The sequence below is a fragment of the Bacillus sp. 01N42_2 genome (assembly GCF_056399565.1).
In genome coordinates, this window is record NZ_JBFTRO010000002.1 from 541,590 (window position 1) to 565,622 (window position 24,033).

Sequence of the window (24,033 nt, forward strand, 5' to 3'; positions counted from 1 at the left end):
AGAGTCCGCGTTACAAGGTGAATTTAGAAATGGCGCTGATCAGATCTTCGCTCGCGCTCTTTAACATGTCGGTCGATTGCTTCACTTTTTCAAGCGTAACGAGCTGTTCATCAGTTGAGGCATTCACTTCTTCCGCGGCTGCCGCTGATTCTTGAGAAATGGCGGAGATGCTTTGAATCGCTTCTTGGATCGCGGCTTGTTCTTCACTCATTTTTTGAATGTCATTGTAAATATGATCTATTCCTTGAACGAGAGACTGCATTTCCGTCGTAATCAGATTGAGCACTTCGCCCGTTTCATGAATGGCGCTGTTTTGTTCATCATTCATTCTGCTTGCCTCGATCATTGCGTGCGACGCTTCTTTCGTCTCTGATTGAATCAGCCGGACCGTCTCACTGATATGTCCGGAGGAAAGAGCTGATTGTTCAGCAAGCTTGCGGACTTCTTCAGCGACGACGGCAAAACCCCGTCCGCTTTCTCCCGCTCTTGCGGCTTCAATACTCGCATTCAGCGCCAAGAGATTCGTCTGGTCCGAAATGGCGGATATTGCCGTTACGACTTCCTCTATGTTTTTCGTTTGGTTTTCCAGATCGGTCAGCATGGCCTCTACTTTTTTCGTTTCTGAATTGGCTTCGTTTGACTTCATCAGCAGCTGCCCGAGCGCGTCTAATCCTTTGTAGCTGGCGTCCTCTGAAGATTTTGAGAGTTGTTTTATGCTCCCCGCGCGATCGGCGATTCCTCTTATTTTGACTGAGAGATTTTCAGATTTTTCATTGATCGTCTCAACCTCTGACGCTTGCTCAGTCGCTCCGGCGGCGACTTCCTCTATCGCTTTTGCGATTTGTCCGCTCGTTTCATTTGTCTCTTGTGAAATGACGGTTAATTGGTCAGATGTATCGGACACTTTTTCTGAAGAAGTCTTGACCTGTTCGACCATTTCTTTCATATTTTCAACCATTTGGTTAAAGTCTTTTGTTAATTCGCCTACTTCATCTTTTGATTTAGTCTGGGCGCGGACGGTTAAATCTCCCGCTGAGACCGAATTTGTTTTGGCGATCAGCTGCTGAATCGGCCCGGTTATCGTTTTCGCAAGGAAATAGCTGAGCCCGATCGTAATCACAAGGGCGATCAGTGACATAAAAATACTCACTGTATTCATTTTGTCGGCTACTCCCATCAGCTGATCTTTTTCAAACTGCGTTCCGACTTTCCATCCTGTTTCTTTTATCGTTTGATAGACGACCATATTCCCTTGCAGCTCTTTGATGCCTTCTTTGTCTGAGCTGATGTCTTTTAACGCCTGATCTTCCGAAATATTTTTCCCCTGTTTTGACGGATGCGCCAGAAGAGAACCGTTTTCATCCGCTAAAAACGCAAATCCTTTATACGGAACCTTTTGCTGATTGACCATGCTCTGAATGGATGACAGCTTCAAATCTAAGCTCGCCACTCCGATGACGGTTCCGCTGTTTTGAATGGCTTTTGAAGCCGTCACGATCATATCTCCTGTCACAGCATCTTTATAAGGCTCAGTCCAGACAACCGTATCGGGTTTTTCGGCCGCCATTTTATACCACGTTCTATTTGTCGGATCATAGTCTTTGGCAAAGTCAGCCTTCGGATATGTAAACATTTGTTTGTCTGCGGTTCCGACGTATGCAAGCGCGACATATTTGTCATTCTGCCCGATCTGCTTTAACTCATCGTTAAAGAGCCGCGCGGTTTCTTTATTCCCATCTGTTAAAAACGTGCGGGACAATTCACCGCCTGCTAATCTCAATAATACAGTCTCATCATTTTTCAGCTGAAGCTCAATGTTCTGACCGAGTGAATTGGTGACATTTTCTGTCGTGCGTTTTGCTTCATCTGTCATCATCGGCTTTAATGTCAAATATGAAGATACCGTTAAAAAAACAACCGTTACGATAAGCATTGCCGATACAAACACAGCAATTTTGATATGCATTTTTTTAAACATAACCATCCCCTCCTGAGAGTTATATCGGTCTTTCGGCCAAGAAAATGAATAAACCTTGAAATAAATATCAAAAATTTCCGTCATTTGGCGCAGCAAAAAAAAGAGCCGTCATGCCGACAGCTCCGCCTTACGTAAAATATTCGATTTTCGCTTTCGGAAAATAGGTTTCGATATAAGACTCAAGCGTTTCCCTTAAGGTAAGTTCTTCGTCCTTTTGGTATATATATTTGCCGATTCCGTAACGCCCCCATTTGTACCTTCGCTTTTCTTCATCCAGCTCAAGCTTTGTTTTTGGATAGTTCTTCTCGATCACCCGTTTGGCCGGTTTTGTAAAACGGTGCTGGATCAGTTCAAAGGTAATGTCATGCCGGACATCTTCATCAAGTGCCGCATCCAGCTTCTCAAACAGTTCCTTATAGCCTTCCTCCCAGCCATCATGAATATAAATGGGTGCCACGATGAAGCCGAGCGGATAGCCCGCTTTAGCGACTTTGACAGCGGCCTCAATCCGTTTGTCGAGCGGAGAAGTTCCCGGTTCAAAGTTTTTAATGACATAATCCGCATTGATGCTGAATCTGAATCTTGTCTTTCCGTTATGCTTCGCATCAAGCAAGTGATCGACATGATGAAATTTGGTCACAAATCTGAGCTTTCCCAATTCGCTTTGTCCGAAATGCTCAATGGCTCTTTTTAATGTATGTGTCAAATGATCAATTCCGACGATATCAGACGTACAAGAGGCTTCAAATCTTGTAAATTCCGGAGCCCGTTCTTTCATATACTCATCAGCCTGATCCAGAATCTCTTCCACATTGACATATGTCCGGATGTAAGGCTTTGACCCCATCGTCGTCTGCAGATAGCAATAGTGGCAATGCCCCATACAGCCCGTCGCAAACGGAATAGCATATTCGGCGGATGGCTTTGAAGAATCGAATTTCAATGTTTTCCGGACGCCGATCACCAAGGTTGATTTCGCGTTCCGGTATTGCTGCAAATGATTTTTCCCCGGAATATTCCGGACTTGATTATGCGATGTCGTTTCTCTGATTTCAAGCCCCATGTTTTCAAACTTATGTTTCAGCTCTTGTCCTAACGGGTATTCGAGCGCACGCGGTTCAATATAAACAAGCTGGGGAACAAACGGCTTCAGCATAGACAGACACTCCCTTTACATAGTCTCACGTTGTTACTTTCCGTCCAAAAGAGAGTGAATATGCGTTGTAAACATTTCCTTTGATCAGTGGTGCCGGTCTTCTTCAAAAAGCTCGCTGTAAAGCGCTTCCGCTTCTTCATATGTCGAAAAGACCGCATCATCTTCGGCCAGCGGATGATAGGTTTCGTGTAAAAATAGAGACAGTTCCCCCTCATGGTATGGGTGATGAACGATCTCCGCCTCTTTAATATGGGCAACATTGGCGGCATGCGGATTGCGGTAAATGACGTAGACCGTATCCCCCGCTCCAAATGATTTTGTCATGATAATCCCTCCTGTTGAAAGTTATTGTTCCCCCCTTTTTTCCGAATATGAAAAAAACCAGACGGCTTACACCGTCTGGCTGTTGTATTACTTATTGAAAGTTTCTTTAACGAATGCGACAACCTCTTCAGTCGTGCTCATAGACAAGATTGTTTCTTTGAATGATTCAGCTTCTTTTTTAGAAAGCTTGCTGATCTGCGTTCTTGCCGGAAGGATGGATGTAGCGCTCATTGAGAACTCATCTAAGCCTAAGCCGAGAAGAATCGGAATCGCAATTTCGTCTCCTGCCATTTCTCCGCACATGCCGACCCATTTGCCCTCTTTGTGAGCGGCTTCAATGACAAGCGTAATAAGACGGAGAATCGCCGGATTGTATGGCTGATACAGATAAGCCACGCGCTCGTTCATGCGGTCAGCAGCCATTGTGTATTGGATCAAGTCATTTGTTCCGATACTGAAGAAGTCAACTTCTGTGGCAAACTGATCTGCGATAACGGCTGTAGACGGAATCTCTACCATCATACCGACTTCAATATCGTCAGAAACCGTTACGCCGGCTTTGACGAGTTTCTCTTTTTCTTCAAGAAGAATCGCTTTCGCCTGTTTAAACTCGTTTACTGTCGCAATCATCGGGAACATGATTTTTAAGTTTCCGTATGTACTTGCACGAAGCAGCGCACGCAGCTGAGTTCTGAAGATTTCTTGTTCTTCAAGGCAAAGGCGGATGGCTCTGTAGCCCAAAAACGGGTTCATTTCTTTAGGAAGCTGCAGGTAAGGAAGCTCTTTGTCGCCGCCGATATCCAATGTCCGCACGACTACTGATTTTCCTTCCATACGCTCAAGAACCGTCTTATAAGCGTCGAATTGCTCGTCTTCTGTCGGAAGCTGGTCGCGTCCCATGTAAAGGAATTCCGTACGGTAAAGCCCTACAGCTTCTCCTCCGTTTTCAAGAACGCCTTTTACATCATCAGGGGTGCCGATGTTTGCGGCAAGCTCTACATGATGGCCGTCTTTTGAAACAGTCGGTTCATTGACGAGCTTAGCCCATTCAGCTTTTTGCGCCAGGTAGGCACTGTGCTTTTCTTCATATTTCTTTAACGTTTCACTGGAAGGATCGATGATCACATCACCATCGATGCCGTCTACGATCACCGTAACACCGTTTTCAATTGTGCCTGTAGCCGCTTTTGTTCCGACAACAGCCGGGATTTCAAGCGAACGGGCCATGATTGCGGAGTGTGAAGTGCGTCCGCCGATATCAGTTGTAAAACCTTTTACAAACTGACGGTTTAATTGCGCCGTATCAGACGGTGTCAAATCTTCAGCCACGATGACAACCTCTTCTGAGATCATGCTCGGGTTCGGAATTTCCACGCCCAGCAGGTGCCCTGTCACACGTTTTGTTACGTCACGGATATCCGCCGCACGCTCTTTCATGTATTCGTTATCCATTGATTCAAACATGGTCACGAACATGGAAGCCGTTTCTTTCAAAGCGAATTCCGCATTAACTGAATCTGTGCTGATTTTTTCCTTTACCGGGTTTAACAGCTCAGGATCACTCAGAACCAAAAGGTGCGCGGAGAAAATGTCAGCTTTGTCTTGTCCCAGTTCTTTTAAAGCATGCTCTTTAATTTTCTCCAGCTCTTCTTTAGAACGTACAATCGCTTCATCAAAACGGCTTACTTCAGCCGCAGCATCAGCAATGTTTTTCTTTTCAACCGTTAAGTCCGGCTCTTCAAGCCGGTATGCTTTTGCAATCGCAATTCCGGCTGAAGCGCCTATTCCTTTTAATTCTTGCATTACTCGCCGAGTCCTTCGCTTTTCATTGTTTCTTCTAAAGCGTTAAGAGCGTCGTTTTCGTCAGCGCCTGCAGCGGAAATTGTGATTTCAGCGCCTTTAGCGATACCTAGAGACATAACGCCCATGATAGACTTAAGGTTTACTGTTTTGCCGTTATATTCTAAGTTTACGTCAGCATCATATTTGCTTGCAGTCTGTACAAGAACTGTCGCAGGACGAGCGTGGATTCCGGAATCTGCTGTTACTTTAAATGTTTTTTGTGCCATGATTATCATTCTCCTTTAAATTAAAGCTATTTTACTACACAATATTATATCATACAGCCGTACTTGTCATCTGACAAGCACGGCGTATTTATATGCTTATTTTCCGATTTTCACAATATCTTTTTGTTCCCGTTTTACAGTACCTTCGGCCGAAAGGGAAATCGTTTCACCCTCAGCAAGATTTGTAAAGACAATCGGTGTCATTAATGAAGGAACATGAGGTTTAACAGCCTCAAGATCAACTTCAAGCAGCTTTTGCCCCGGTTCAACCCGGTCACCCTCAGAAACAAAAGAAGTGAATCCTTCACCTTTCAGGCTGACTGTATCGATTCCGAAATGAATCAGAATCTCTCTTCCGCCGTCAGACTGGAGGCCGATCGCATGTTTTGTCGGGAAAACATTCAGCACTTTTCCGCGGACAGGCGATACGACGATTCCTTCTTCCGGAAGAATCGCAAAACCGTCACCCATCATTTTCCCTGAGAACACCTGGTCAGGCACATCCGTAATCGGATGGATTTCGCCGGTGATCGGAGAAGCGAACACTTCTTCACCCTGCTCGTTTTGGAGCGGATCCGCGATAACCTCTTCAACCTGCTGGCTGACTTCTTCTTGTGCGGATACTTTCGGTTCAGGGCGCGGCGTGCGTCCAGCGATGATATCCTGCATCTGAGTTTTCAAACCGTCAGAGCGCGGGCCGAAAATGGCCTGAATGTTGTTTCCGACTTCAAGGACGCCTGATGCGCCAAGCTGTTTCAGGCGGGCCTTATCCACTTTCTTCTGGTCGTTGACCGTCACACGAAGTCTCGTGATACAAGCATCAAGGTGTTTAATGTTTTGCTGATCACCCATCGCCTGAAGGATTTCATAAGGAAGGTCGCCGGCTTCGCCTGATGCGCCTGCCCCTTCATCTGCAGCTTCTTCTTCACGGCCCGGCGTTTTCAAGTTGAACTTCCTGATCGCAAACCGGAAACCGAAGTAGTAAATAAGGGCTAATCCTAAGCCGACCGGAATGACAAGCCACCAAGCCGTCCGGTTAGGCAGAATTCCGAACAGGAAGTAGTCAATCAGACCCCCTGAGAAGGTCATGCCGATTTTTACATGCAGCAGCTGCATGACCATAAAGGAAAGCCCCGCGAATACGCAGTGAATCGCAAACAGGATAGGAGCCACAAACAAGAATGAGAATTCAAGCGGCTCGGTGATTCCCGTTAAGAAACTTGTCAGAGCGGCAGAACCCATGATTCCGGCTACAAGTTTTTTCTTTTCAGGCTTCGCTTCATGATAGATTGCAAGCGCTGCCGCCGGAAGGCCGAACATCATAAACGGATATTTCCCCGTCATAAATGTACCTGCCGTCAGCTGTACGCCGTCTTTAATCTGAGCCATGAAAATCCGCTGATCTCCGCGGATAATGTCTCCAGCGGCATCTTTATAGCTGAAAAATTCATACCAGAACGGCGAGTAGAAAATGTGATGAAGACCGAACGGAATCAATGACCGTTCAATCATTCCGAAAATAAAGGCCGCCAAGGTTGGATTCGCTTCCACAAGTCCCGTTGAGAAGGAATTCAGACCATGCTGGATCGGAGGCCAGATTACTAACATAATAAGACCGAGAATTAATGCGGAAATTGATGTGATAATCGGAACGAACCGCTTACCCGCAAAGAATCCGAGGTACTGCGGAAGTTCAATTTTATAAAACTTGTTGAACAATAACGCGGCCAGAACCCCGACGATAATACCGCCGAACACGCCCGTCGCCAAAGTCGGTATCCCCAGCATGTTAATATAGGCCGGATGGTTTTCCGCAAAAAACTTAGCGCGTTCAATTTTGTCAGACGGAATACTGCCGTTTGCCATAAGCACGGCGCTCATGGATACGTTCATGACCAAGTATCCGATAATGGCCGCGATTCCGGCAACACCGTCTCCGTTCGCAAGACCGATCGCAACCCCTACTGCAAAAAGAAGCGGCAGGTTGTCAAATACGATTTGGCCGGCGCTTTCCATAACGTTTGCCACAAGCTGAACGTTATCATTGCTTAAGAAATGCATGACTTGGATCATATCTTTGTTCTGCATGGCATTCCCTAACGCAAGCAAGATCCCCGCAGCCGGTAAAATCGCAACCGGAAGCATAAGAGCACGGCCGATTTTTTGGAGAACGCCGAATAATGCTTTAAACATAAAGAATGTACCTCCCCTGTTAGCTAGTGTGACCTTACAGCGAAAATTCATGACAACGAATTCACAGGCGCAAGTCTTCAGTTTAACCGTTTACATTTGCCCTTTTACACAACAAAAAGCATGAGTAAAAAAGGGTGTGCAAAATAACGGGGCCGTTCTTCCCGTTTTTTACCCTCAATCACTCATGCCTGATCGAATCAGTGACACGTTTTTAAAGGTCTCAACTGAAATTATGAAATTTTATTGGTTAATCGGTACAGATGAAGCGTGAGATAAACCGCTTCCGCCTCATGAACTGGTTTTTTCAGCATTTGCTGTAAGATTTTTATCAGTTTCCAAGCAGTATTGTAGCATAGCGGGTATTCATTTTTCAATAATAACATTAACTTTTCTGGTTCTTTTGTCTGCTCTTCCCGTTTAATCCTATCTATGGTAAATCTGATATGCCGGATCAGCCGCAAATAGTGGACGCTTTCTTTATTGACTTTCATTTGGAAAGATTCCTCTATCACCTGAACGAGCCGGGACATCAGCTGCGAATGCTGGTTGACCTCTGAAAGGGACCGATTCGTCAGGGCGGAGTGGATATGAAGAGCGATAAAGCCGATCTCCCCTTCCGGAAGGCAGATTCCAGTCTTTTCATTAATCATGCCGACGACTTCACGGGCAATCTGAAATTCTTCCGGATAAAGCGTTTCGGTTTCCATAAGAAAAGGGTTTTTAATGTCAAAGCCCTGCTGCAGCCGCTTTACCGCAAAGGCGATATGATCCGTCAGCGCAATATGGATATGTTCATTTAACGGTTGGCTTGTTCGGTTCCTGATATGATAAATGACGTCATTGGAGATGTCGACAAGTGTCTCGTCCACATAACCGAGGAGCTTTTTAAATTGTTTTTGTTCTTTTTCATCCTTTAAGATGAACATCTTGTCATACCCTTTATCTTCAATGACATCCGCTTGTTTTTTTCCAAAGCCGATTCCTTTTCCGATCAAGACGACCTCACTGTATCTATCATGTGTTGCGATCAGCACATTGTTATTTAATACCTTCTCAACTGTAAAGGACCCCTTCATGATCCTCAGCTCCTTTGTCATTCAATACCTCATATCGTACAAAACGAACAGAAAGCGCGTCAATTCTTTTTTTAGACGGTTGATCGTTCAATAAGACGGTAATCAAGAATCTTCCTTGCCGGAGGCCCGCCGCTGATCCGGTTCTTAAGCATGTGAAAAGCCTGCTTTCCCATTTCTTTCGTTTGTATATCTATTGTGGAAATACCTAACATCTTGCTGATATCATGATTGTCGATGCTCAAAATCGCCAGCTCTTCCGGAATGCGCGTCCCGTTTGCCTTGGCTTCAAGGTAAAGACCGGCGGATACTTGATCATTCGCCGCAAACAGCGCAGTCGGTTTGTCATCCCAGCTCTTCCATCTGTGAAAAAGGGCTTTCCCGTCAAGCAGCGTCAGCGCCTTTTCCACAACCAGCTCTTCCCTGTAAGGCCGGCCGATCTTCTTCAGCACCTCTTTGTATGCGGCAATGCGGACTTGACTGTTTTTTCCCTTTTTTCTGGCCAGGCTGATCGCTATTTTTCGGTGACCCTTTTCTATCAGATAATCCAGGCCGTGCCGAAATGCTTCCCCATGCGGATTACTGATTGAGGACAGCTCAGCAGCATCAGTGTGCTGGCAGAGGATAATCGGTTCTTTCACGGTAAGCAGCTGCTCATCGGAAATTGCTTTGGAGCAGATAATGAGGCCGTCCACCTGGCGCTCCTGTAATTGTGATAAAGCAAAGCGTTCTCTTTGCTGCTGATAATCCGTCTGGTATAAAGAAAGATGCACGCCTGACGTTTCGGCAGCCTCGGCAATACCGGCGACAAGGTCTGCAAAATACGGAAGATTCACCGACGGCAGCACAACGCCGATCATATCGGAAAAGCCTTTGGATAAATGCACAGCATGGATGTTGCGCGTATAGCCGAGCGATTGTACCGCTTTTTTCACTCTTTCTCTTTTGTCTTCGCTTACATAAGGATGATCGTTTAATACTCTTGATACCGTTGTAACGGAAACTCCGGCAGCGCCGGCAATGTCTCTGATCGTAGCCATGGCGTCCCCCCTTTCTTTTTTTCCTTGATCTGGAATGCGTTTCATACAGTAAGCTAAAAACAAATACAGCCTATTCATTTGAAAGGAGATTAACGGTGATGGGGATTCTTTGCTTAATCGGTTTGTGTCTGGCTATACTCGGCGGCAGTTATCTTGCTATGCGGCCGTTGCGGGAAAAGCATGATATCAAACCATTTCAGCATTTTGATGACTTTTTCATTTAACAAGGTGATAAAAAAGGACGCTGCGTTCCAGAACCGTCCTTTTTTATCACAAAGCTTTCTATTTCAGGATCGTTAATTCTTTCGGATATTGCGTTAATGCTTCGGCGCCGCCTTTTGTGACAAACACATCGTCTTCAATGCGCACGCCGCCTACATCCGGCACGTAAATCCCCGGTTCTATCGTGTACACCATACCTTCTTTGAGGAGCGTGTCGTTCGCGCTGCTCATTGATGGATATTCATGAACCGAAATCCCGAGTCCGTGGCCGAGGCGGTGGGGGAAATAGTCTCCGTATCCGGCTTTTTCAATAATGCCGCGGGCTTTTAAATCAAGATCGCCGATTCTCACACCGGGTTTGCTTAATTGAAGCGCCGCCTTTTCAGCTTTAAGCACCGTTTCGTAAATCTCTTCCTGTTTCGGGCTGATTGATTGGTATGCGAATGTTCTCGTAATGTCTGAGCAGTAGCCGTCAAGAATAACACCCAGGTCAAACAGAACGAAATCGCCTTTTTTCAGACGGTCTGTACCCGGATTGCCATGAGGCTGGCCTGATTTTTCTCCGAACAGCACCATCGTTGAAAACGACATGCCCTGCACGCCTTTTTTCTTCAGCTCAAACTCAATCTGCGCCAGCACTTCAGTTTCACTCACGCCCTCTTTAAGCGCTGCGACACCGACTTCAACTCCGAAATCCGCAAGTTTTGCCGCTTCCCTGAGAATGCTGATTTCTTTCTCATCTTTTACGAGACGGAATTGGTTGAGCGTTTCTTCTGCCGAAGCGAACGCGGCGCCCCCTGAAGCATGTTTGAGTTGTTCTGAACGTGAAAGCGAGATCGAATCCTTTTCAACCGCGATGGAATCAAGGCGCACATTTCGTTTTGTAAGCTCGGCTTTGATCAGCTCCCACGGGTCTTCGTGATCGCCGTAGCCGATAATTTCATACTCCCACCCGGCGCTGCGGGCTTGTCCGGCTTCCATTCCCGGGCAGACGAAAAACGGCTCCTGTTCTTGAAACAGGAACAATCCCATTAACCGCTCATGCGGATCCGTATAAAAATCAGTTAAATAAAATACGTTTTCCTTTGTATGTATAAACGCCGCATCGTGTCCTTCTTTTTTCAGCCAATCTGAAACACGTTGTAATCTGTTCATTTTTTGTTTTTCCTCCTTACCAAAGTGGCTCTTTATTCATTCTATCAGTTTTCCGGCGTTTATGCTGTGAACGAACATTTAACAAAACAGCCGCCCGATGTGCGGCTGTTTTGTTTATTTTAATAATCTGAGTCCGTTCAGTATGACCAGAATCGTGCTTCCTTCATGCCCGATAACGCCAAACGGCAGTTCCATCACCTGCAGGAAGTTGGCGCAGATCAACAGGCAGATGACCGAGAGCGAAAAAACGATGTTCTGCTTAATAATCCGGTTCATTTTCCGTGAGAGCCTGCACATTTTCACAAGCTTATGAAGATCATTTTTCATCAGGACCAAGTCAGCCGTCTCTAAAGCCACGTCCGTTCCCCCTCCCATCGCAATACCGACGTCAGCGGTTTTCAGAGCGGGCGCGTCATTAATGCCGTCTCCGACCATGGCGATTGTGCCGTACGTTTCTTTCAGTTTCTTTACTTCCTCTGCCTTTTGGTCAGGCAGACAATCGGCAACAACCGTCGTCATGCCAGCCTCTTTTGCGATGGCAGCCGCTGTTTCAGGCTGATCTCCGGTAAGCATGGCCGTTTTAATCCCGAGTGATTCAAGCTCAGCCATTACGGCTTTTGCTTCTGGCCGGATTTGATCCTTTAACGCAAAACAGCCCGCTATCCTGTCATCTTTCTTAACAAAAACCAGCGTACAGCCTTTATCTTTTAACTCATTTCCCGATGTTTTCAAAAAAGCGTCTGCATCCTCTTTCCCTGCAAATCCAGCTTTTCCGATCATCCATTTGGCGCCTTCTATATCGGCCTGAACACCGAATCCGGACGTCTCGTCAATCGATGTATGGCCTGCAGGCACAGCGCCCCGGCTTTCGGCAAATTCAGCTATCGCCTTTGCAAGCGGGTGGCTTGATTGCTTTTCAATCGCATACACCGCTTGCATGACCTCATCCTCATTCACATATTCCGCCGCTTGGAATGCAGCAACTGCAGGCTGTCCCTTTGTGACCGTGCCGGTTTTGTCAAAAGCAATCATCCGGACGCTTCCCAGCTGCTCTAAAAACACACTTCCTTTAACCAACAATCCGTTGCGGGCTCCATTTGAAATAAGAGAAAGCGCAGCAGGCATAATGGAAGCGACAAGAGCGCAAGGGGAGGCGACCACCATAAACACCATCGCCCGGTAAAAGGTTTCACTCCAGCTCCAGCCTAAAGCAAAATGAGGAACGAATAAAAGCAAAGCCACGGCTAAAAGCACGCCTTTTACATAGACACTTTCGAAACGCTCAATAAATGCCTGAGCCGGTGACACGCTGTTTTGAGCCGATTCCACCAGCCGGATGATTTTTCTGAATAGAGACTGCTCATTTGTTTTCGTAACTCGGACCGTTAAAGAGCCGTTTCCGTTTACCGTTCCTGTAAACACAGAGTCTCCGGTTGTTTTTTCCGCCGGCATCGATTCACCCGTCAGCGCCGATTCATCAAGACTCGTCGCGCCTGACTCGATGATCCCGTCTGCCGCTACGCGTTCGCCCGGCTTAATGACGATCATGTCGCCGATCTTGAGTTCAGCGGCCGGCACCCGCTTTTCCTGTCCGTCTTTAAGCAGGGTCGCTTCCTCCGGTTCCAGTTTCATCAAGGAGGTTAAATCACGGCTGCTTTTATTCATCGTATACGTTTCCAGCGCGCCGCTTAACGAAAAAATAAAGATAAGAACAGCGCCTTCCGCCCAATACCCGATAAGGGCAGAGCCGACAGCCGCAAAAATCATCAGCAGTTCAACATTTAAAGCCTTCGTCTCCAGCGTATCTTCAATTCCTTCTTTCGCTTTTGCAAATCCGCCGATCACAAAGGCCAGGATATACAAAGTAACGGACAGGCCTTTTGCTTCGGTGAAAAACCAGGCTGCAAGAATAAGGGCGCCCGATACGAGAGCCGCAATGAGTTCCGCATGCTGGAGCCACTTTTTTCCGGACCGCTCTTCTTGAGTCTGCTGTTGTGAAGGGGTTTGAGTTACCACTTGTTCATTCATTATGAATTCTCCTCTCTAATTGAGAACGCAAATCATCTTCATTTCCCCGATAAAAGCAAAAACTGCCGCCTTACAGGCAGCATTTTCACAGTAATATCGCGGTGTTTTTCTTTATTATAGCATGCCGGCGAAAGATTTCAATTATAATTGTTTTAATTTCTTTTTGATAATAATTATCATTAGAAACCCTTCAGCTGTTCATGATGTGCAAAAAAGGTGCGGGAGGAAATCCCCCGCACCTTTTTATTTCTCAGCCCATTCTTTTAATTGTGAAGCGGTCATCGGACCGATGATCTTTTTTTCGATTTCTCCTTTTTCATTCAGCAGAAATGACGTGGGAATCGTCATGATCCCGTATTCCTTCATAAGCTCGCCCTTAGAGTCAAGAACGACCGGGAATGTGAGATGGTGCTGATTGACAAAGTTTTGAACGGCCTCTTTGTTTCGCTCAGCATTCATGAGATTTACCGTTACAAGACTTACATCATCAGATTGATGCTGTTCATAATACGTTTGAAACTGCGGCAGTTCTTTTTTACACGGCGGACACCACGATGTCCAAAAATGCAAAATGGTTTTCTGCCCTTTATTCGGGACCGATATCTCGTCTCCTTCAATCGTCTTCATCAGAAACACGGCGGGAACTGCCTGTTTTTCTGATGAGGCTTTTGCTTCAGGCATCCAGAGAGAGGCAGCTATCAAAATGACTGCGCATGCAATAAGACGGTTTTTATGCATAAGATCTTCCTTTCACGCGTTTCGGATAGCTTGCCCCTCCTTACTGAAATGTATCAGTCTTTTCAGCTCTCGATCCGGGGTGCTGTTCTTCCGCCGCCGGTCAGGAACACGGAGACACCGAGGTCTTTGCAGATCGTCGCGTAATGTAAACTTGTCAGAAGAATCATGCCGGTATTCATGCCAAGTATAATGCCGAGCATTTGCAGATTCGGCATAGAACCAAGCACATACATCATCGAAAGACCCACAATGCTGCTCCATACATTATGATAAAACGCCGTTTTCACATGACCGATGCCGATCAGACAGGCCTGAAGCGGCATCACAAACAGCTGAAAAAGAAAATACGGCCACAAAAGCTGCAAAAAATACTGCGCTTCCGGAGACTGAAAAAATAAATGGGTCAGCGGGCCGGCGAACTGAAACATGATCCAGACTGCCGGAATGCCATAGCCGAATGTAATAAAAATCGCTTGTCTCAGCCGTTTCAGTACAATGTCATATTGAGACAGCGCGTACGCTTCTGAAATGCTCGGAATCATGACGACCATCAGTGAATGAGCGATAAATGCGGGAAACGAACCGATCGTCACCGCTACACCGGCGAGCATGCCGTATTGATCAATCGCTGCTGCCCCGGCCGCCCCTGAGGCCAGCAGCGCTCCTTTTACTAAAAAAGGTTCAATGGCATTTGTCACCGCGTGAAAAATACGAAGCCCCGTTGTCGGAATGGATACCGCCAGAAGACGTTTCCGCACATCCTTACCGCGGAGATGAATGTGCTGATGGCCGGAAAGCGTCCTCCTCGCCAAAATAAACTGCGTATACAAGTATACGAACACCACGACATCACTTGCGACCAGCACAAATAACGAAATGAGCACGGCCATATCAATTTCAAAAGAGTACCATTGAAAAAAGATAAACAGACAAAGCACTTGAATGATTTTTTTCAAAACATTCGCAACCGCGATTTTCCCCATCTGCTGCACACCCATAAAATAGCCTCTGGCGATGGATGTAAAAGCGACGACGGGAATCAGTCCGATGACAATCCCTTTAATAAAAGGGTGGTACGTATCGAATACAGGAATGAACGGCAGCGCGATACTTGCGGCCGCGGTTGAAAACGCGGTAAATACGGCGGTCATTCTGAAGGCATGCTGGAGCATGCTTTCATGCAGCTTCTGATTGGATTCCGCGATGAATTTTGAGATGGAGATCGGAAGCTCCAGACTGGCGATCACGATAATGAGAAAAATGGTGGGCAGAATGCTCATGTAAAGCCCCATCCCATGCTCGCCAAGCTCCCGCGCCAGTATCATATTCACGACAAATTCCAGACATTCAGCGAAAAAGGCGGCGATGGATAAAAGAATGATCCCTTTCACAAATCGATTCATGGTGTCTCTCCTTGTCTCTCGTTCTTTCATCATCATATGAGACAAGTTCTGAAAATATTTTCGATTTCTTAAAATTGAAAAAAGCATAGCCGGGATATTTGTCCCGCTATGCTTACATAGCAAATACGTGTCTGCCGATCCGTTCGATAATTTTTCGGGAACGGATCCAATGGTCAGAAGCTGTTTTCGGATTGTAGAAAAACAATGCGTTCGTTTCTCTGCCCGGATGGTTAAGCGCCTCATTTGCGGCGGCGATGGAATCCTTATCCGGCTTTTGATTAATGCTTCCGTTTGCTACCGGTTCAAATGCATTCCTTTGATAAATCACACCCCGAATGGTATCCGGGAAGCCTTTCTTTTCAGTCCGGTTCAGCACGACGCTGGCTACCGCGACCTTTCCTTTATAAGACTCACCCTTCGCTTCTGCGTGCACGAGACGTGACAGAAGTTCCCTGTCGGCACTGGAATACGTCTTTTTCGGCGGCTGATAAGCCGTTTTCTCCGGTTTGGCTTTCTGCTCAAGATGAGATGACAGCTTTATCATATGGATCGAATGCTTCTGGTCAGTTTTTGAAAACTTCGGAACCGAACTATTTCTATTTAAATCAGCAACCAGTGTGCTGGACTCTTGCTTTGGCTTCTTCGCTAAAGTAAACAGAGCTTCTGTATGTTCAATTTTTGTTGCAGGCATAAAACAAAGAAAAAAGACAGCCAAGGCAGCAAATTTTGTCGTCATACGCTTTCCTCCTTAAATACTTCACTACCTTAACAAGAGCAGTGCGCAAATTCACGGTTAAAGATTTTCCAGCACTCCCAATCAGCTTTTATGATGGAAGAAGTTCGTTAACGGCCTTATTATTGGCAGAAAAACGGCCGTCATTTTCACAACATTAACCAAATTACAGTAAAAGTATCCATCGGAGGGATTTTACATTTTGTTTACATCTGTTACAGCAAGATGAAATGAGCAGCGAAAACAAAAAAAGACTCCTCATATGCGAGGAGCCGTCAGCTTCTTGGCTGTTCTAAATACTGGAAAACAACATCTCCGCCCTGCTGTGCAATACCGCGGAAATGCTTAAAATCTTCCTGCTTCGATAAAACCGCTCGAAATGCAAGAAAATGTTCTTTCTGCACCCTGAATTCTTTGATTTCACCGGTGCGCATTTGGTTGATACGTTCTGATATTTCTTCAGGCAGCAACGAACACAGCCTCCTTTTCTCGGCTTTTTCCCGAAAATCAATATACCATCTTTCCCCCACTGGGACAATGATCGAGCAGGCCGATACCCATATCGCTTTACTTCTTAAAGAAAATACTGCAAAATATTTTCAAACAGGATTTATGATAAAGGAGAGGAAGCTCGTGAAAATTGCTAAGGTTGGAAACGTCATTGAATTTAAAAACGGATTAACCGGTGTTGTTGAAAAGGTAAATGAAAACTCCGTCATCGTTGATGTAACCATCATGGATAATTATCGTGATCTTGAATTAGATTCCCTCACTGTCGTCAACCATAAAAATTATAAAATCATCAGAGACTCCTATTAACCCCCACTGAACAATCCGAACCATTTACATATCCCGCACAAAAGCTGCCGCCCGGCAGCTTTTTCAAATGATTTCAGATTTCCGTCATTTCAATGAAAAAATCTCCGGTCTCATCTTTATTGTAAAGATTTGTGATGGATGTATGGTAGCTGGTTATTTTGCCGCAGAATTCAAGACCCCGATCGGGCGCCTTAATTTCAAATGTTTTTTCATACAAAAGGACGGCAATGTCATGATACGTTTCAGAGGTCACCTTCAATATAAATGAGATGACGCGCCCGTTTTTGCCCGCACTTTCTTTACAGTCATACATTTCAAGCCTTACACCGTTTAACTCTAACGGCTCCATGACAAACACTCCTTCTTTTTACAGGACATGCTATCATGATGATCATTCATTTACAATTGATCCGCTCCGGATAAGAAAAAAACGGCGCAGGCCTTTACAAACATACGTTCCCTATTTTATAATGAAACAGACGAGCTGCCATCCAGCACCCGTCACGTAATGAAGCGGCGAGTACACTCCCCCCGGGTTTACTCGTCTTTTTCTTTTGTCCAGATGATTTCTCTTTTCATTATACAAGGTCTGTGCGGATATCATGCACCTTTCCGGCGGCGCGCCACAGACGAAAAATACCCCCGCTTAAAAGGCGGGGTTTAGGTTGTAGAGTTTGTAGAGGAGAATTCTACAAACCGTTAAACAAAACCATTGAAATATTGGATTGTCCAAATTTCGGACAATCAAAAGTATTGCAATAGCTGTTATACTGTAAGGAGAGGTGAACGGGATGGAGAAACAAATATTAGAAGCTATTCAGCAGTTATCAAAGGATATTGCTGAAGTTAAACAGGATGTAAAGGAAATCAAGGATACAGTTTCCCGTATAGAGGAAAATGAACCTGAAGAAGTTATGTCGATGCTCAAATTGATCAACAAGAACATCGAACTTGATCATAGTTATAACGATAAGAAATTCTCTAGTTTAGAAAGACGTATTCATGAATTAGAAGAGAGATTGAATAACTGAGTATTTTCGCAGACGTCTGCGAATTTTGCTACATCATAAGTTAAAAAGACCCCCTCACATCTAAAGTGAAGAGGTTGTTTTAATTATTTAGTCCTTATACTCCTCAGAAAAGCACTTCTGTTCTCTGTAGCATTTGTCAGCATTGTCGCATTTTCATTAAGCCTTTGTACTAATACTTCTTTAGCTTTACCTTCAAATGAAGAGAGTAAAGCAACATACACTTCAGCTATAACCTGTTGTGCTGAAGAAAAGTCTGATGCGTTTTTTGTGTCTTCTTTTAGGTTCTGGCAATGAGTTTTTAAACTTGAACCCACAATTTTTTTTAATTCCTCATTCTGTTGTAACCGTCTGTAAAATTCATCTGCATCCATATTAACTCCATATGGCAATTTAAATCCCCCTTATAACCGTAACCAGCTTGCTAATTCATTATCCTTATCTTTTAAATCCTCAGCCATTTTAACAATAAACTCACTAATATCCTCTAAATCTCTAATCAAATAATGAAGAGAAGCCTCAGTTTGATACTGTTCTTCTGAGTCATAAAATGCTGCCCCATCTTTCACATAAGGTGCGTGAAACAATACAGCTTTATCAACATCGCTTGGTTCTAGATCCTTGAATTCTCCCAATCTCTTACCACAAATCGATTTTACGTCATACACCATTTTGCTGTGATCATGAGGGAATCGTTCAATTGCTTGTTTCTTTGTTTTTAAGTCTTCGATAGCTGCCTGTAATCGTTTAGCTAATTCTTTTGCATATTTAGCATCCACTTTAATGGTTTGCCCATTCATACCTGAATAAGCTGAGAACGATTCGATATTCTGGTTATAAATACCTTTGCTGCCATCAACACTCTGGATATTACCATTCTTATCAAATTTAAAATTCGAATCATTTAAACTATGAGTATCAGGATTTTTTGCAAATGCTTGGCCATAGAAAGAAGTAATCAAGTTGGTCAAAATACCAGGAACTCCGTAAGAAGAAATTAGTCTTTGAGCTCGATCTTGACGTGCGATGCTTGGATCTTTCGTATATATGGTTGTTCCGTTGTGTCTGTCGTATTCTAAAAACCATCCTGAGCCCACCATATCATCAGGGTTAATAATTGCCTTATGATACAAATCAAATTCGCCATTTTTGATTTTATTCTGTGTTTCTTCATCGTGCAGTTTAACAATGGAAGGGTTGTTAAAAGCTACACTGTAAACGTTATTGTTTACACCAGCGTATTCCGCATCTGCCCCTCCAAGTGAGTGACCTGTTGTCGAAATCACTGTGTTAGTGCCAGCATACTTTTTCACTTCATTGGCAACGAGCTTATCACCTTGATCAAATTGAGATGTCTTAGTGACAATTTTGTATTCTCCACTCTTAATCATCATTGCTTGTTCCATACTGCCGTTATACTTGGCAATAGCTTTAGAGTTTTCGGACGCATCTTTTTTCATTATGTATTGGACTTTCTTTTTCGGGTCTTTACCCATGACTACGTTGCCGCCATCTGCACTTATAACATCAGCTTTAATTTGTTCCTGATTTGTTCCTTGAAAACCTATAACGACATTTTCTGGTTTTTTTGGTTTTACCCATTTGCCTTCTTTTTTCTTGGCTTGGACAAATACGTAAACATCTAGGCCTGTGTCTGGGTCTTTTTTGATTTTCTCCACGTAAAAAGCCTTTTTTGATCTATTTACAATGGGAGTCTTATTTTCATAGGCTTTTTTCATTTTCTTTTCACTGTATGTATTTTGACTGAGAAAAAAATAGTCTTTATCAGATAAATTAGGTATGTCGGTCTTTGTATTCATGTACAATGCCCCTTCCCTCATGTAAAATGTAAGACAGAAAGGATGGTTTTATGAAAAAATACATAATTATCCTTATAGCTCTGGTTATTATAACACTTGGAGGGATATTTATGAAGGAACAATACGACAAAAAAATGGAAGCCCAAGAAACTCAACAAAAGGAAGAGTTGTACTCTTTGGCTAAAAAAAGAATGACTGACTTTATTAAAACAAACTATAAAGGTATTGAACGAATTGATTACACTGATGATTATGAGGTGAATCCAATGGGTGGTATTGAAATCAATGGTTATCTCAATGGAAATATGAAAAAAGAAATATGGGGAATTTACGACAAAACTAATGACGAAATAGGATCATTTACTGTGGATGCAACCGAGAAGCCTGAGTGCGAAGATAAAGTATGCGAGTATTAAAAAAACCCCTTCACATTATTGTGAGGGGTTTATTTGTTTGGGCAGTCTACATGCCAACAGGAGGATCAAACTTTGCGATTACCATCTTTTATTCTCCTTTTTCTTCTTTATGTCTACAGTAGCCACATAAATCATCTTCTTCAATGTGAACAGCTAAAAGCATTTCTTCCCAAGGAATTTGTTCATAATCCCTTCGGCACTGTGGGACATAATTGATGTCTCCAACACCATGTCTTAAAAATGTATACCACTGCTTGTCAGTTAATCCTTCAGCACCCTTATCAATAATCAAACGGGCAATCCCTAATGCCACGGGATTTTCAATCAAATTATTCGCCAAAACTTCTTCCAGATAATAAGCAAACATGTCTCTTTCTCCTAAAATACGTGCTTTCAATTCTTCTTCTTCATATTTATCCATTAATTGTTACCCCCTCTATAAGTATCCTTAATATACGGGACAACTAAAACAATAGTTTCAAATGTTTGGGTCTTTTTTCCAAATAAATAAAAGAATTCCCTCGAAAATTTTCAAGGGAACTATTTATTTACTTAAACTTGTTTACCGAATTGACCAGAGATGTATCTCCGTTTCCCATCATAAATGACTTCCCAATAACCCTTAGCATTGTTTGAACCTCTTACAGAGCCTGAGATGTTAATTGTCTCACCAAGTTCCAAAATACCGACGTTCTTAGCGTTATTACGGTCTGGTTTGTCCATAACGATTGCAGCGCTTTTTACACCGACAATTTTGATCTTACCAACCGATTTGATGCCTGATGGCTTAGAAGGTCTTCAATCTTAACTGGTTTAGCAGATGAAGCTTTGCCGAATGTATCAGTACCATACCCTTTATAGTTGAATTGAAGATGTGGCTGATCTACAAACCCTGTCCAATAAGTCCAACAATATGCCACTCATCACGCTCCTGTCGTGAAGTGTAGTCTAATTCAGGATCATATCCGGATTGGGCTTAGCAAGGCTTTTCTTTTCAGTTTTTATGTTCCCATCCTTATCTGTGTATTCAACTTCAGTTTCTTCATAGATCAATCCACCGAAATCATTTCTTAAGTATCTGTCATTCCAATAAAACTCAGCACTACCTAATACAACGCCCGCTGTCTCAGAATAACACCTAGCATCTCATCACCTTTTAAAGCCTTGCGAATCTTATCTCCTTCAAGGGTTACAAGGTATCCACTTTCAATCTTTTTGCCATCTGCAGATTCAAAATACTCAGCATAGTCCTTGAAGTTTGAAGCACTTTCAACACGACCAGCACCTAAAATGTTACCGTTTTGTGAGTCTATTTCCCATTAGCATTAGTGGTAGCCCCAGGAAAATGCGAATTTACAACGTTAATCAAATTCAAACATAAAAAAGTCGAATTCCCTGTCCTTTAAGGAGAACGACTTTTTTATACGACTTCTTCAAGTAAATCCCCATTAACCTTTTTTGGGGACTATTTGTAATCTCTGCGCAGTGAAATTATACCTGTGCTAGCCCGCCATCTACGAACAATTCAACACCCGTCAAGTAACTGCTTTCGTCTGAAGCAAGGAAAGATACAGCGTTTGCTACTTCTTCAGGTGTCCCAACTTTTCCAGCTGGAAAAGTATTTCTCGTATTTTCCATGGCTCCTTCAAGTGCATCACCAAAAAGCTCATCGTATGCAGGTGTAAGAATAACTCCTGGACTAACCACATTTACACGGATTTCAGTGCCTTTTAGGTCAAGAATCCAGTTGCGAACTAGTGCTCTTAATGCTGCTTTAGATGCTCCATATACACTAAACGCTGGGTTGCCAATTGATCCAGCAGTAGAGCCCGTTACAATAATAGAACCTACTTTGTCCGGGAATAGTGATAACGCTTTTTGAACAGTAAAGATGGTTCCTTTAACGTTAATGTCGAACGTTCTATCAACCTGCTCTTCAGTAATTTCACCTAATGGAAGGAAGTTGCCGGTGCCTGCATTAGCAAAAAGAATGTCCAACTTACCTTTTTCCTGCTTTATAATGTCATATAGTTTGTCTAAGTCTTCAAGCTTAGAAATATCACCTTGAACACCGGTTACGTTCTTGCCAATTTGGTTAACAGCTTTATCAAGTTCGTTTTGTCTACGTCCCGTGATATAAACATATGCACCTTCGTTTACAAATTTTTGTGCTGTAGCAAGACCAATCCCACTTGTTCCACCCGTTACAAGCGCTATTTTACCTTCAAATTTAACCATACTTAACACTCCTTTAGAATTAATATTATTTTATGTCTAGTACCTTTAAGTACTTGAGGAGCAACTTACAAGATATAGTATCCTTCAGTAAGCACATTATCGGAAGTACCCACTTTTTTGTGATATAGTAACTAAAAAGTAATAAATGTGGAATGGAGAGCTTTAGACATGAAAAAATTTAGCTGTGGGTTTGAAGTGACAAAGGAAGTTATTGGCGGAAAATGGAAAGGCCTTGTATTATACTTTTTGATGAATGGACCAAAGAGAACGAGTGAATTAAAGCGCATTATCCCAAATATAACTCAGAAAATGCTGATTCAAACACTTAGAGAGCTTGAAGCCAGTGGACTTGTGAGCAGAAAGATGTATAATCAAGTACCGCCGAAGGTTGAATATTCATCCACTGAACTTGGAGAATCTCTTAAACCTATCTTGCAGGAGCTCTGTCAATGGGGAGTCCATTATGCAGAGCAAGAGTATGCAGAAGGTGAATATGAAATTGTACAACCAGAACAACTAAGTTAGGATTGATGTAGCTGCTGAAGTAAATGCTAAACAACTTCATCACCTAACAGATGAAGAACAGTCAGAAATAAATGAGATATTCAATTTTGAAAGTGAAGTTCTAATAAGAAGTGTCATGGACATATTCAGGAGAACTTTGATGAAATTCAAAAAAGAGCTGTTTCAAATGTTAAAGAGAAGGTTCAGAAACTTAGCCAAAAAATAAATGAAGATATTGATAATAATATTTAATGCCTGTGATCTCTAGATAGGCATTTTTTCTTTCGGATAAAAAAGAAAAGACGTACAAATTGTACGCCTTTATCTGCTTCTGTACTATCAATTTTTCACTGCATAAAAGTCACAGTTCAGGTTGCACCTCAGGTCACACTTTTTAATACAATTCCATGAGTAGAGCCATTTTCAGATGTGACTTTTCCCACTTTTAGTGTGACCAGGTCACACTCCGGTCACAATTCCGCTGAAAATTAGCACTGAATGTTCGGGTTTTACCGTGACCTCACTCCGTTTCACACTTCGGACCACAATCGGGGGTATTTAGGTTATAGTCCGAGTCCGTACTCCGTCTGAAATTACCGATTATCAATCGTCTCCGGATACATATCATGATTCATCATGCGATGTTCAGCCATTTTTTCATATTTTGTTCCGGGTCTGCCGTAGTTTGTATACGGGTCAATGGAGATTCCGCCTCTTGGCGTGAATTTACCCCACACTTCGATATAACGCGGATCCATTAATTCGATCAAGTCATTCATGATGATGTTCATGCAGTCCTCGTGGAAGTCTCCGTGGTTGCGGAAGCTGAAAAGATACAGCTTTAACGATTTGCTTTCCACCATTTTTTCGTCCGGAATATAGCTGATGTAAATGGTTGCAAAATCCGGCTGTCCCGTTTTCGGGCAAAGCGACGTAAATTCCGGGCAGTTGAATTTAACAAAATAATCACGGTTCACGTGTTTATTCGGGAATGATTCCAAAACCTCCGGCGCATATTCAAATAAATAGTTTGTCCCTTGATTCCCCAGGAGTGTAACTCCTTCTAATTCTGATTCTTTTCTTGTCATGTAAATTC

Annotated in this window: 24 protein-coding genes and 3 pseudogenes; 4 read left to right on the forward strand and 23 right to left on the reverse strand. The window is 43.5% G+C overall.

Going from position 1 to position 24,033, the window contains the following annotated elements; translation table 11 throughout:
- Window positions 1-10: 10 nt before the first annotated feature.
- From AC1DN5_RS06400 to AC1DN5_RS06465, 14 genes are all read right to left on the reverse strand, one after another.
- Complete coding sequence (locus AC1DN5_RS06400; protein WP_016936319.1) at window positions 11-1,978, reverse strand: methyl-accepting chemotaxis protein; 1,968 nt, start codon at window positions 1,976-1,978, stop codon at window positions 11-13.
- Between the two features lie 127 nt (window positions 1,979-2,105).
- Entirely contained in the window at window positions 2,106-3,134 is a 1,029-nt protein-coding gene (splB, locus tag AC1DN5_RS06405) for a spore photoproduct lyase (RefSeq protein ID WP_045926894.1), read from the reverse strand.
- Window positions 3,135-3,218: 84 nt separating this feature from the next.
- Window positions 3,219-3,458, reverse strand: a complete 240-nt coding sequence (gene splA / locus AC1DN5_RS06410; protein WP_016936321.1) for a splAB operon transcriptional regulator SplA — start codon at window positions 3,456-3,458, stop codon at window positions 3,219-3,221.
- 87 nt (window positions 3,459-3,545) lie between these two features.
- Window positions 3,546-5,261, reverse strand: a complete 1,716-nt coding sequence (gene ptsP / locus AC1DN5_RS06415; protein ID WP_013352056.1) for a phosphoenolpyruvate--protein phosphotransferase — start codon at window positions 5,259-5,261, stop codon at window positions 3,546-3,548.
- Complete coding sequence (locus AC1DN5_RS06420; protein ID WP_010334034.1) at window positions 5,261-5,527, reverse strand: phosphocarrier protein HPr; 267 nt, start codon at window positions 5,525-5,527, stop codon at window positions 5,261-5,263. The genes ptsP and AC1DN5_RS06420 overlap by 1 nt, the downstream gene beginning before the upstream one ends.
- Before the next feature lie 96 nt (window positions 5,528-5,623).
- On the reverse strand, window positions 5,624-7,720 hold the full coding sequence (gene ptsG, locus AC1DN5_RS06425; RefSeq protein ID WP_045926893.1) for a glucose-specific PTS transporter subunit IIBC: 2,097 nt from the start codon (window positions 7,718-7,720) through the stop codon (window positions 5,624-5,626).
- 230 nt (window positions 7,721-7,950) lie between these two features.
- A complete protein-coding gene (gene glcT / locus AC1DN5_RS06430) occupies window positions 7,951-8,817 on the reverse strand; it encodes a glucose PTS transporter transcription antiterminator GlcT (RefSeq protein ID WP_016936323.1) in 867 nt (288 codons plus the stop codon).
- 50 nt (window positions 8,818-8,867) lie between these two features.
- The gene (locus AC1DN5_RS06435) at window positions 8,868-9,833 is read right to left on the reverse strand and encodes a LacI family DNA-binding transcriptional regulator (RefSeq protein WP_045926892.1); all 966 of its coding nucleotides are present in this window, start codon (window positions 9,831-9,833) and stop codon (window positions 8,868-8,870) included.
- A 282-nt stretch (window positions 9,834-10,115) separates the two neighbouring features.
- Window positions 10,116-11,210, reverse strand: coding sequence for a M24 family metallopeptidase (locus AC1DN5_RS06440; RefSeq protein ID WP_366969458.1), 1,095 nt, complete (start codon window positions 11,208-11,210; stop codon window positions 10,116-10,118).
- A gap of 114 nt (window positions 11,211-11,324) precedes the next feature.
- The gene (locus tag AC1DN5_RS06445) at window positions 11,325-13,238 is read right to left on the reverse strand and encodes a heavy metal translocating P-type ATPase (protein ID WP_366969460.1); all 1,914 of its coding nucleotides are present in this window, start codon (window positions 13,236-13,238) and stop codon (window positions 11,325-11,327) included.
- 243 nt (window positions 13,239-13,481) lie between these two features.
- The gene (gene stoA, locus AC1DN5_RS06450; protein ID WP_366969461.1) at window positions 13,482-13,976 is read right to left on the reverse strand and encodes an endospore biogenesis thiol-disulfide oxidoreductase StoA; all 495 of its coding nucleotides are present in this window, start codon (window positions 13,974-13,976) and stop codon (window positions 13,482-13,484) included.
- A 62-nt stretch (window positions 13,977-14,038) separates the two neighbouring features.
- Window positions 14,039-15,379, reverse strand: coding sequence for a polysaccharide biosynthesis protein (locus AC1DN5_RS06455; RefSeq protein WP_366969462.1), 1,341 nt, complete (start codon window positions 15,377-15,379; stop codon window positions 14,039-14,041).
- Window positions 15,380-15,491: 112 nt separating this feature from the next.
- Entirely contained in the window at window positions 15,492-16,115 is a 624-nt protein-coding gene (locus AC1DN5_RS06460; RefSeq protein ID WP_366969463.1) for a cell wall hydrolase, read from the reverse strand.
- Between the two features lie 272 nt (window positions 16,116-16,387).
- A complete protein-coding gene (locus AC1DN5_RS06465; protein WP_012117423.1) occupies window positions 16,388-16,582 on the reverse strand; it encodes a hypothetical protein in 195 nt (64 codons plus the stop codon).
- Window positions 16,583-16,745: 163 nt separating this feature from the next.
- Here AC1DN5_RS06465 and AC1DN5_RS06470 point away from each other — a divergent pair, with 163 nt between their 5' ends.
- Entirely contained in the window at window positions 16,746-16,931 is a 186-nt protein-coding gene (locus AC1DN5_RS06470) for a YkvS family protein (RefSeq protein WP_003232446.1), read from the forward strand.
- Window positions 16,932-17,004: 73 nt separating this feature from the next.
- Here AC1DN5_RS06470 and AC1DN5_RS06475 read toward each other — a convergent pair whose 3' ends face one another.
- Window positions 17,005-17,280: a DUF3219 family protein gene (locus AC1DN5_RS06475; RefSeq protein ID WP_064778825.1), complete on the reverse strand. Its 276-nt coding sequence runs from the start codon at window positions 17,278-17,280 to the stop codon at window positions 17,005-17,007.
- Window positions 17,281-17,722: 442 nt separating this feature from the next.
- On the opposite strand from AC1DN5_RS06475, the gene AC1DN5_RS06480 reads away from it, so the two are divergent.
- Complete coding sequence (locus tag AC1DN5_RS06480) at window positions 17,723-17,962, forward strand: hypothetical protein (protein ID WP_021493770.1); 240 nt, start codon at window positions 17,723-17,725, stop codon at window positions 17,960-17,962.
- A gap of 83 nt (window positions 17,963-18,045) precedes the next feature.
- Here AC1DN5_RS06480 and AC1DN5_RS06485 read toward each other — a convergent pair whose 3' ends face one another.
- Both AC1DN5_RS06485 and AC1DN5_RS06490 read right to left on the reverse strand, forming a co-directional pair.
- A complete protein-coding gene (locus AC1DN5_RS06485; RefSeq protein ID WP_366969464.1) occupies window positions 18,046-18,351 on the reverse strand; it encodes a hypothetical protein in 306 nt (101 codons plus the stop codon).
- A gap of 12 nt (window positions 18,352-18,363) precedes the next feature.
- Complete coding sequence (locus AC1DN5_RS06490; protein ID WP_366969465.1) at window positions 18,364-19,779, reverse strand: lipase; 1,416 nt, start codon at window positions 19,777-19,779, stop codon at window positions 18,364-18,366.
- A gap of 50 nt (window positions 19,780-19,829) precedes the next feature.
- Between AC1DN5_RS06490 and AC1DN5_RS06495 the strand changes: the two genes are divergently transcribed.
- Window positions 19,830-20,195 (forward strand): DUF1433 domain-containing protein, encoded by a 366-nt coding sequence (locus AC1DN5_RS06495; RefSeq protein ID WP_045926886.1) that lies wholly within the window; start codon window positions 19,830-19,832, stop codon window positions 20,193-20,195.
- A gap of 88 nt (window positions 20,196-20,283) precedes the next feature.
- On the opposite strand, the gene AC1DN5_RS06500 is transcribed toward AC1DN5_RS06495, so the two are convergent.
- The 5 genes and pseudogenes from AC1DN5_RS06500 to AC1DN5_RS06520 form a co-directional block, all read right to left on the reverse strand.
- Entirely contained in the window at window positions 20,284-20,616 is a 333-nt protein-coding gene (locus AC1DN5_RS06500; RefSeq protein ID WP_021493772.1) for a hypothetical protein, read from the reverse strand.
- A 131-nt stretch (window positions 20,617-20,747) separates the two neighbouring features.
- Window positions 20,748-20,987, reverse strand: a pseudogene (locus tag AC1DN5_RS06505) (N-acetylmuramoyl-L-alanine amidase family protein); the annotation flags it as partial.
- Between the two features lie 26 nt (window positions 20,988-21,013).
- Window positions 21,014-21,094, reverse strand: a pseudogene (locus AC1DN5_RS06510) (M15 family peptidase); the annotation flags it as partial.
- A pseudogene (locus AC1DN5_RS06515) lies at window positions 21,088-21,514 on the reverse strand (peptidase G2 autoproteolytic cleavage domain-containing protein); the annotation flags it as partial. The pseudogenes AC1DN5_RS06510 and AC1DN5_RS06515, both read right to left, overlap by 7 nt.
- Window positions 21,515-21,686: 172 nt before the next feature.
- Window positions 21,687-22,433: an SDR family NAD(P)-dependent oxidoreductase gene (locus AC1DN5_RS06520; RefSeq protein WP_366969466.1), complete on the reverse strand. Its 747-nt coding sequence runs from the start codon at window positions 22,431-22,433 to the stop codon at window positions 21,687-21,689.
- Between the two features lie 168 nt (window positions 22,434-22,601).
- Between AC1DN5_RS06520 and AC1DN5_RS06525 the strand changes: the two genes are divergently transcribed.
- Window positions 22,602-22,958 (forward strand): winged helix-turn-helix transcriptional regulator, encoded by a 357-nt coding sequence (locus AC1DN5_RS06525; RefSeq protein WP_366969467.1) that lies wholly within the window; start codon window positions 22,602-22,604, stop codon window positions 22,956-22,958.
- A gap of 572 nt (window positions 22,959-23,530) precedes the next feature.
- On the opposite strand, the gene queF is transcribed toward AC1DN5_RS06525, so the two are convergent.
- Entirely contained in the window at window positions 23,531-24,025 is a 495-nt protein-coding gene (gene queF / locus AC1DN5_RS06530; protein ID WP_003154673.1) for a preQ(1) synthase, read from the reverse strand.
- Between the last annotated feature and the right edge of the window lie 8 nt (window positions 24,026-24,033).